At 57.9% G+C, this 9,950-nt stretch carries 5 protein-coding genes and 1 pseudogene; 1 reads left to right on the forward strand and 5 read right to left on the reverse strand.

Annotated elements, in window-relative coordinates:
• The 5 genes and pseudogenes from ACTTKG_RS06700 to ACTTKG_RS06720 form a co-directional block, all read right to left on the reverse strand.
• Positions 1 to 467 (reverse strand): annotated as a pseudogene (locus tag ACTTKG_RS06700) (class I SAM-dependent methyltransferase); the annotation flags it as partial.
• On the reverse strand, positions 468 to 1,832 hold the full coding sequence (gene fumC, locus ACTTKG_RS06705) for a class II fumarate hydratase (RefSeq protein ID WP_442673460.1): 1,365 nt from the start codon (positions 1,830 to 1,832) through the stop codon (positions 468 to 470). It lies immediately after the preceding pseudogene.
• A 138-nt stretch (positions 1,833 to 1,970) separates the two neighbouring features.
• Positions 1,971 to 3,305: a branched-chain amino acid transport system II carrier protein gene (brnQ, locus tag ACTTKG_RS06710; RefSeq protein WP_442673461.1), complete on the reverse strand. Its 1,335-nt coding sequence runs from the start codon at positions 3,303 to 3,305 to the stop codon at positions 1,971 to 1,973.
• Positions 3,302 to 6,142, reverse strand: a complete 2,841-nt coding sequence (uvrA, locus tag ACTTKG_RS06715) for an excinuclease ABC subunit UvrA (protein WP_442673464.1) — start codon at positions 6,140 to 6,142, stop codon at positions 3,302 to 3,304. Before uvrA ends, brnQ begins: the two co-directional genes overlap by 4 nt.
• Before the next feature lie 251 nt (positions 6,143 to 6,393).
• Positions 6,394 to 8,034: a ShlB/FhaC/HecB family hemolysin secretion/activation protein gene (locus tag ACTTKG_RS06720; RefSeq protein ID WP_442673462.1), complete on the reverse strand. Its 1,641-nt coding sequence runs from the start codon at positions 8,032 to 8,034 to the stop codon at positions 6,394 to 6,396.
• A 266-nt stretch (positions 8,035 to 8,300) separates the two neighbouring features.
• Here ACTTKG_RS06720 and purF point away from each other — a divergent pair, with 266 nt between their 5' ends.
• Entirely contained in the window at positions 8,301 to 9,722 is a 1,422-nt protein-coding gene (purF, locus tag ACTTKG_RS06725) for an amidophosphoribosyltransferase (RefSeq protein ID WP_442673463.1), read from the forward strand.
• Positions 9,723 to 9,950: the final 228 nt, after the last annotated feature.

Raw genomic sequence — 9,950 nt, forward strand, 5'->3', positions numbered from 1 at the left:
GATGCGTAAACGCCGCTCCAAAGGTCAACGCCAAGCACATCAGATGCAGGGTTCCCCTTGGCGCAAGCGATCGTCAAAGCGCCGCTGCCGCAGCCCACGTCGAGGATGCGTCCGCCTGCGGGAATTTTTATGTATGCCGCGGTTCCCTCGACGATACGACGCGCAAGCTGACGTTTGCCATCGTAGGAAAACATCCGGTAGAGCGCATAAAACCAAAGCGTCGCTGCCGTAGAAGCAAATGCCGCCACGCCGAGGACGACAGGCAGAGCGAGCCACGCACCCGCCGTTGGCAAAAACTTGAGGGAAAGCGCCAACAGCGCCCAAAAGAGAACGGCAGCGGCAAGCGCCGCCGCAATCATGCGGCGCGGCAGCCAGTTCTTGTAGTTCGGTTTCTTGCCCGTGCCGTCTTGAGGCGATTTTGCTGCCGCCGTTTCAGCCGCAGCCGCTGACTTGCCGCTGTCCGTCACTTAGATCATCTCCTCGGGATGGAATACCTCGTCGAATTTCTCAGGTGCGAGGAAGCCGAGTGCGACGCACGCCTCCTTGAGCGAGATGTTCTCCTCATACGCCTTGTGCGCCGTCTTTGCTGCCTTCTCGTAGCCGATGACGGGATTCAATGCCGTCACGAGCATCAGCGAACGATGCAGGTTTTCGTGCATCTTCTCCTTATTTGCCTTGATTCCGGAGACGCAGCGTTCGTCGAAGGAGCGCAGGGAATCCGACAAAAGACGCACGGACTGCAAGAAGTTGTAGATCGTCACGGGCATGTAGACGTTCAGCTCGAAATTGCCCTGCGAAGCCGCGATGGCGACTGCCGCATCGTTTGCCATGACCTGCACCGCCACCATCGTCGCCGACTCGCACTGCGTCGGATTGACCTTGCCCGGCATGATCGAGCTGCCCGGCTCGTTCGACGGGATCGTGATCTCGCCGAGACCGCAGCGCGGACCGCTCGCGAGCCAGCGCACATCGTTGGCGATCTTCATGAGATTCGCCGCCAGCCCCTTCAAGGCGCCGTGCGCGAAGACCATCTCATCCTTCGCCGAAAGTGCATGGAACTTGTTCGGCGCTGTACGGAAATCGAGCCCCGTGATGTCGCTGACGACACGCGCGACTTCCTCGGCAAAGCCCTTGGGCGCGTTGAGTCCTGTGCCGACCGCCGTACCGCCCAAGGCAAGCTCCTTCAAAAAAGGCAGCGCCGCTTCGATCTGTCCGCGCGAAGCCTTGAGCATGGCGAGCCAGCCGCTGATCTCCTGCGTGAAGGAAATGGGCACGGCATCCTGCAAGTGCGTCCTGCCCGTCTTGACGATTCCTTCGTTTTCCTTCATCAAGCGTTCGAAGGTCGAAGCGAGTTTGTCGATCGACGGCAGGAGCTTGTCCTCGATGGCGACGACGGCGGCGATGTGCATCGCCGTCGGGAACGTATCGTTCGAGCTTTGCGACATATTGCAATGGTCGTTCGGATGCAGGAGCTTTTCGCCCGCGATCTCGTTGCCGCGGTTTGCAAGCACCTCGTTGACGTTCATGTTCGACTGCGTGCCGCTGCCCGTCTGCCATACGGCGAGCGGGAAGTGACCGTCAAGCTCGCCCGCAAGGATCTCGTCTGCCGCTTTCGCGATGGCGTCGCGGCGCTTCTCATCGAGCCTGCCGAGCGTCGCGTTGGCAAACGCCGCCGACTTCTTCAAGATGGCAAAGGCGCGGATGACTTCCTGCGGCATCTTCTCCGTGCCGATGGGGAAGTTTTCGAAGCTCCTCTGCGTCTGCGCACCCCAATAGCGATCCTTCGGCACGCGAACCTCACCCAGCGAATCATGCTCGATCTTGTACTCCATAAACGTCTCCTCCTTCATTTCCACAAAAATGCTACACAAAAAGCGTCGAGAAAATCCCGACGCTTCTAGTGTAACACTTATGAGAATATTTTTCAATAATGTTTTTGCCGTATGCTGATTGCTGGAAGAGCGTCCCGTCTACGCCTCCTTCGCTGCCGGCTCCTTCTGTCCGAGCGAAACCAAGAAGCCCGCGACAGCGCCCACGGCGGCGGGGCAGACCCACCCCATCATGACGCTGTAGAAAGGAACATACTGCGCCAGAAGATCGTAAAGGGCGGCAGAGCCAAGTCCTGCGGCATGGAGTGCATCTGTCAGGGAAAAGATGAGCGTGACGAGCACGGAGCCTTGGTATATGCTCTTTCGCCAGCCAATGACGCGATCAAAGAGCGAAAGGATGACGAATACGATGACGAGCGGATAGATCGCCACGAGGAACGGCACGGCGAGCGAGATGATCTGCGTGAGACCGATGTTCGATGCGCCGAAGCTGAAAAGAATGGAAAAGAGCAGCAGCCGTTCGTAGGAAATCTTTTTCTTGAACAGTTTGTGGAAGAACATCGCGGCGCTCGATGTGATGCCGCAGCACGTCGTGATGCACGCAAGAATGATGATGAGCGCCAAGAGCACGTTGCCGCCTGCGCCAAAGAAGATGCGCACGGATTCGGCAAGGAGCTGTCCGCCGTTTTCCGAGTGCCCGAGCACCGTCGCACTCGTCGCGCCGAGATACGCCAAGGAGCCGTAGACACATGCCATGAGAGAGACGGTGATGAAGCCCGCCGCCAAGCACGCCTTGCCGATGGTGCGCGTATCCGTCACGCCGCGATAGCGCACGGCGTTGACGACGAGTGCGCCGATCGCGATGGTCGCAAGAAGATCCATCGTCTGATAGCCGTCTTGGAAGCCCTGCGCATACGGCGCGTCGATGTAAGCGCCCGTCGCTTCGAGCACGCCGCCCATCGGCGCGGCGAAGGTGCGCAGGAAGAGGATGACGAGCACGATGAGCAGCGCAGGCGTGAGCATCTTGCCCACGCGGTCGATGAGTTTGTTCGGATTGAGCGACAAATAGTACGAAGCGCCAAAGAAAATCGCCGTATAGATGAGCTGCGGAATCATGATGTCGCCCTCGCTCATGAAGGGACGTATGCCGATCTCAAACGATACGGCGCCTGTCCTCGGCATGGCAAACAAAGGACCGATGATGAGATAAAGAATGACGAGCAGCGCGGTCGCGAACCAGGGAAATGTGCGCCTTCGCAGAAGCTCGACATACTCGCCGCCCGCAAGCGCGATCGCCGTGATGCCAAGAAGCGGCAGACCTACGCCCGTCGTCATGAAACCGAGCATGGCGAGAATGGTGTTCTCGCCTGCCGCCTGTCCCAAAGCCGGCGGGAAGATGAGATTTCCCGCCCCAAAAAAGACGGAAAACATCATAAAACCCAAAGTGAGCAAATCCTTTTTCTTCAATCGATTCATTTCGTACCCCTCTCAAAATTCTCTTCCAACAACGGCTGTAAGAACTTGCCCGTATATGATGCCTTGACCTTGACGATGTCCTCGGGGCGTCCTTCGGCGACGATCGCGCCGCCGCCCGAGCCGCCCTCGGGACCGAGGTCGATGATATGGTCTGCCGTCTTGATGACATCGAGGTTGTGCTCAATGACGACGACCGTATCGCCGCCGTCAACGAGGCGGTGCAGGATGCCGAGAAGCTTCGCGATGTCGGCGGTGTGAAGCCCCGTCGTCGGCTCGTCGAGGATGTAGAGCGTGCGCCCCGTCGAGCGGCGTGCAAGTTCGGTGGCTAGCTTCACGCGCTGTGCCTCGCCGCCCGAAAGCGTCGTCGCGCTCTGCCCGAGTTTGATGTAGCCGAGACCGACGTCGGCGATGACCTTGAGCTTCGTCTCGATGCGCGGAATGTTCTTGAAGAACTCCACGGCTTCATCGACCGTCATCGCGAGCACGTCGGCGATCGTCTTTCCCTTGTAGCGCACCTCAAGCGTCTCTCGGTTGTATCGCGCCCCCTTGCAGACCTCGCACGGCACATAGACGTCGGGCAAAAAGTGCATCTCAATCTTGATGATGCCGTCGCCGCGGCAGGCTTCGCAGCGGCCGCCCTTGACGTTGAAGCTGAAACGCCCGGGCTTGTAGCCGCGCATCTTCGCTTCCGTCGTCTGGCTGAACAGCTGGCGGATGGCGTCGAACACCCCCGTGTACGTCGCGGGGTTCGAGCGCGGCGTGCGGCCGATCGGCTGCTGGTCGATGTCGATGATCTTGTCAACGTGCTCAAGTCCGACGATCTTCTTGTGCTTGCCGGGCTTCCCCTTCGCATGGTAAAGTCTCGAAGCGATTCCTTTGTAGAGAATCTCGTTGACGAGCGTCGATTTGCCGGAGCCGGAGACACCCGTGACGAGAATCAGCTCACCGAGCGGAAACTTCACGCGCAGATTCTTCAAATTGTTTTCTGCCGCGCCGACGATCTCGATGAAGTTGCCGCTGCCTGTCCGGCGGCGGCTCGGCACAGGAATGAACTTCTTCCTCGCGAGGTACTGCCCCGTGATGGACGCATCCACCCGCTTGATCTCTTCTGCCGTACCTTCGGCGACGACGCGCCCGCCATGCGCTCCCGCGCCGGGACCGATGTCGATGATGTGATCGGCTGCGTACATCGTATCCTCGTCATGCTCGACGACGATGAGCGTGTTGCCGAGATCTCTAAGGTGCTGCAGCGCTGCCAGAAGCCGGTTGTTGTCGCGCTGATGGAGTCCGATGCTCGGCTCATCGAGGATGTAGAGCACGCCCATGAGACCCGAGCCGATCTGCGTCGCCAGCCGTATGCGCTGCGCCTCGCCGCCCGAGAGCGTGCCAGCCGCACGCGAGAGCGTCAGATAGTCAAGCCCGACATTCAAGAGGAAGCCGAGACGCGCATGAATCTCTTTTAAGATCTGCGCAGCGATCTTCGCCTCGCGCTCTGAAAGCGAAAGCCCCGCAAAGAATTCATCACATTCCTGAATCGTCAGTGCCGTGACCTCGGCGATGTTCTTGCCGCCGACCTTGACAGAAAGCACCTCGGGGCGAAGTCTTGCGCCATGACAAGCGGGGCACGGCGTGATCGTCATATAGTTCTCGTAATCCTCGCGCATCGCATCGGTGTCCGTCTCGCGATAGCGGCGCGCAAGCATCGGCATGATCCCCTCAAAAGCAGAGTTGTGCAGTTTGTACTCGCCAAACATATTCTCATAGCCAAATTCAAACTTCACTTCACCCGTACCGTAAAGGAGCAGCTCCTGCACCTTTTTCTCCAGATCGCGAAACGGCGTATCGACCGTGTAGCCGTAATGCTTCAATACAGCCTCCATCTGACAGTTCGCGTAAGTGTTGAGATTCTTGGAAAGCGGCGCAAAAACTCCCTCGGCGAGCGACAGCGAGTCGTCGGGCACAACGAGTTCAAGGTCAAACTCCATGTTGCTTCCAAGCCCGCTGCACGTCGGACATGCGCCGTATGGACTGTTGAACGAGAACATGCGCGGCGTGATCTCGGGCAGACTGACGCCGCAGTCAACGCACGCGAAATTCTCGCTGAACATCAGAAGTTCACCGTCAACGACCTGCACATAGACGACGCCCTCGCCCATCTTCAAAGCCGTTTCCAGTGAATCAGCGAGCCGCTGCTCCATGCCTTCACGCACGACAAGGCGATCGACGACGACCTCAATCGTATGCTTCTTCACCTTGTCGAGGTGAATCTCTTCGCCGAGATCGACGACCTCACCGTCGATACGCACGCGCACATAGCCTTCACGGCGAATGTGGTCGAGGATCTTCTTGTGCTCGCCCTTCTTGCCGCGCACGATCTGCGCCATGATGAGGAGCTTCGTCCGCTCGGGCAAAGCCTCAAGCTTATCCATCATCTGATCGACCGTCTGCTGCGCGATCGGCTTGCCGCACTTCGGACAATGCGGTCTGCCGGCACGCGCAAACATCAATCGCAGATAGTCGTAAATCTCCGTCACCGTGCCGACGGTAGAGCGCGGATTGCGGCTCGTCGTCTTTTGGTCAATAGAAATCGCCGGCGAAAGCCCCTCGATATTGTCAACGTCCGGCTTGTCCATCTGCCCGAGGAACTGCCTTGCATACGACGACAACGACTCCACATAGCGTCTCTGCCCCTCCGCATAAATGGTGTCGAAAGCGAGCGAGGACTTGCCGGAGCCGGAAAGCCCCGTGACGACGACAAGCTTGTCGCGCGGGATTTCCACGTCGATATTTTTCAAATTATGGGCGCGTGCGCCCTGTATGCGAATCACATTCTCCATCAATCATTTTCCTCCGTTTGATACTTCTCCTATTATATAAGAAATGTATCCGAAGGTGAATACCTTTTATAAAAATTTTTATCCTTTGCCTGTAAACCTGTTACATCCTTCGCATTTCCCTAAGAAAACACCGATCCTCGCAATATTTCCTCAAGAACCCATATAAAAAAGCTGTCGCACATATTTATGCGACAGCTTTTCTCCGCTCTATATCGGTGGATCCTTCCAAGAGACGAAACGATCCGTTCCTCTTACCAAATTTTCCCCGCAAGGAACCAGAAGCGGCTGCGATCCGTATTGGATTTTTCACTCGCTCCAAGACCGATGCGGCGCGCGTAGTCGAGACGCGCAAACCAATCGGGTGCGTTGTAAGAAAGCCCCAGCCCCCAGCCCTTGAGCGTCGTTTTCGCACCGCTGAATGAACTGCGTCCGGCATCGAAATAGGTGCTTGCAACAAGCCCCGGCACATCGGTGTAGTAGCGGAACTCGATCGTACCGAGCACGCCGCTGTCGCCCGTACCCGCGCCCTGCGGATAGGCGCGCACAGCGTTGGCGCCGCCAAGATACATCTGCTCGGAGCTGTCGAGCGTCTTCGACGCCTTCTGCCCCGAGATCTTGACCATGACATCCGCCTGCTTGCCGAGCGACTGTACCGCCGTGACCTTGGCTTCCACCTTCGCGAATTTGCCCTGTGTCGAGGCGATCTGAGCCAGCCGTCTTGCATACTCTGAATTTGCCGTAAGATTCCCCGCCGTCAGTGTAAAACTGTAATTCAGCGAAAGACCGTCTTTGCGATTGCGCCAAAAGCCTTCAACGCCAGCATGAATGTTATGCAAATGCTTATCGCTGTCTGCAATGCCGCCGAAGGAGTCAATATCGTCCTTCAGTCTGCGGTAGTCGTAGCCGTAAGTGACCGCGAGCTTCTCGTCCGTCGTATGATAAATCGGTCGGCTGCCGTAGATGCTGATCGTATCCGCCGTGCCGTGCATCCCCAAGCGGCGCAGCTCACCGCCGACCTCGTAGTCCATGCGGCTGTAGCCGATGCCGAGCGACGTGCCGCCGTGACCGACGAGCGTCTCGTAGTTCGCATAGTAGTTGTGCAGTGATTTGTTAGAAATCAACGCGCCGACATTGATCTTTGCCCCCATGCCGTCGGCATTGTAGATCGCGTGCTGGGCGCCGTAGCGATAGCGTCCCGTGGACTCGCCGCCATAGTTCTCGGCGTAGACGATGGTCGACGACGGCTTGCCGTCCTCGATATGCACAGTCACATCGCTCAAGCCGAACGACTTGCCTGCGCTGAGCGTACCGACAGCACGCGCACCGCTGAAGTCACTGATCGTATAGAGCGCCGTTTCCAAATCCTTCGTCTCAATGATCTTGCCCTTCTTGAGACCTGCCAGAAAGCCCTCCGCCGCCGCATCCTTGAAGCGGCTGTTGTTGTCGATCTTCACATCGCCATAGCGTCCGGGAATGACCTTGAGGATGACGTTGCCGTCGTCGGACTCCTGCGCCGGCAAGTAGGCGGCGGCTGCCGGATAACCGTGGCTGCGGCAGTACGCCGTGATCTGATCCTGCAGATCGTTCAGCCCCGCCAGCGTCGTTTCCTTGCCGATGCGCGGCAAAAGGATATCGCGGATCTCGGCGTTGTTCAGCTTGATCTCATCCTCGACATCGAGCTGGATGTTCTTCACAAGAAACTTTACTTCATTCGTCGCCGTATTCTTCTTCATACTGTTCTCAACGCCAGCCTGCGCTTCAGGAAGCGTGCTCTCGATGTCCTGCCCGGGCTTCGAAAGCGAGGACGCAGCGTAAGCCGGCGCCGCCGCCGTGCTCGCGAGAATCCCCAAGAGCACCGCCCTCGTCAAAGTATGGTGCAGCTTGTTTTTCATGCCAATGATCTCCTTACTCTATGATTTATCCACTCGCCAGACATGCGGCATGTCCGCCTGCCTGATATGAAAGTAGCGTGCATTGGACGTAATCCAACATTTTCTTGTTTCGACATATACCTTGGGAAATCCTTCCCTCATTATAATTTATTGCGGGCTGCCATGTTTTTATTTTCTCCGTATCTCGTATACCTTCCATTGACACGTTTTTTCTCATGGTGTACGATGTAAAGGAATGATAAAACCCCCGAGCAGGAGGCAGATGAATGAGCATACATGAAGAGTGCGGCGTTTTCGGCGTTTTTTCTCCCGCGCCGACGAACGTCGCGGCGATGACATATTACGGACTTTATGCGCTGCAGCATCGCGGACAAGAGAGCTGCGGCATCACGGTCAACGACGACGGCGTTTTTTCCTCGCACAAGGATCTCGGTCTTGTCAATGATGTTTTCTCACGCGAAGTCCTCTCACGCTTTCCCGACGGCACGATGGCGGTCGGTCATGTACGCTACGGAACGACGGGCGCGACGAGCCGCCGCAACTGTCAGCCGCTCGCCATCAACCATCAAAAGGGCAAGATGGCGCTCGCGCACAACGGCAATCTCAGCAACGCCGATATACTGCGCGACAAACTCGAACTCGCCGGCGCGATCTTCCACACGACGATCGACACGGAGATCATCGCTTACCTCATCACGCAGGCGCGGCTGGCGGCTCCCTCGATTGAAGAGGCCGTCAGCCAGGCGATGAATCGCTTGGAGGGCGCTTACTCTCTGTGTCTGATGTCGAGCGCCAAACTCGTCGCCGTGCGCGACCCGCAAGGATTCCGTCCGCTTTGCTACGGCAAGATGCCCGACGGCACATGGGTCGTCGCCTCCGAAAGCTGCGCTCTGAGCGCTGTAGGCGCAGAGCTCGAACGCGACCTTCTGCCCGGCGAGATCCTCGTTTTCACGAAAGACGGCATGACGAGCCGCTTAGAACACTGTCATACGAAGCCGCGCAAGTCGTGCGTCTTTGAATACATCTATTTCGCGCGTCCCGACTCCATCATCGACGGCGTTTCCATCCATGCGGCAAGGACGCGCGCCGGCGAAATCCTCGCCGCCTGCCATCCCGCCGATGCCGACGTCGTCATCGGCGTGCCAGACTCAGGGCTCGACGCCGCGCTCGGCTACAGCCGCGCCTCGGGCATCCCCTACGGCATCGGGCTCATCAAGAACAAGTACATCGGCCGCACCTTCATCGCACCCGGGCAGGAGAACCGCGTCGATAAGGTGCGCATCAAGCTCAACCCCATCGCCGAAACCGTCCACGGAAAAAGGGTCGTACTCATCGACGACTCCATCGTGCGCGGCACGACGAGCAAGCGCATCACCGACCTCATCCGCAAGGCGGGCGCAAAGGAGATCCATCTGCGCATCTCCGCGCCGCCCTTCCTCCATCCGTGCTACTACGGCACGGACATCGACTCCTCAGACAACCTCGTCGCCGCACATCATACGCTCGAAGAAATCACAAAAATCGTCGGCGCCGACACGCTCGGCTATTTGCCGATCTCGTCGCTCCCTGCGCTCGCCGGCAGCATCCCCTGCTGTGACGCCTGCTTCAGCGGCGACTACCCGACGAGCATTCCGAAGAATACGAATAAGGATCGCTTCGAGAAAAAGCTGTCGGAAAGCGAAAGCTAAGGAAGCACTGATAAAATGCAGTTGCCCAGATTTGCACAGATGCATTGATTCTATAGCGGTCAACGTCAGCCAATCATGCGGCGCACTTCGCACTTGCATTCTTGGGACGTTTTCGCATACGAGCCATTGTCCAATCGCCTACGTCCTTCGGACTTGCCTCTTGGACGGCTCAGTAGCGGTCAACGTCAGCCAATCATGCGGCGCACTTCGCGCTTGCATTCTTGGGAC

This window comes from Selenomonas sp., from assembly GCF_052169755.1.
Taxonomy (GTDB): Bacteria; Bacillota; Negativicutes; order Selenomonadales; family Selenomonadaceae; genus Selenomonas.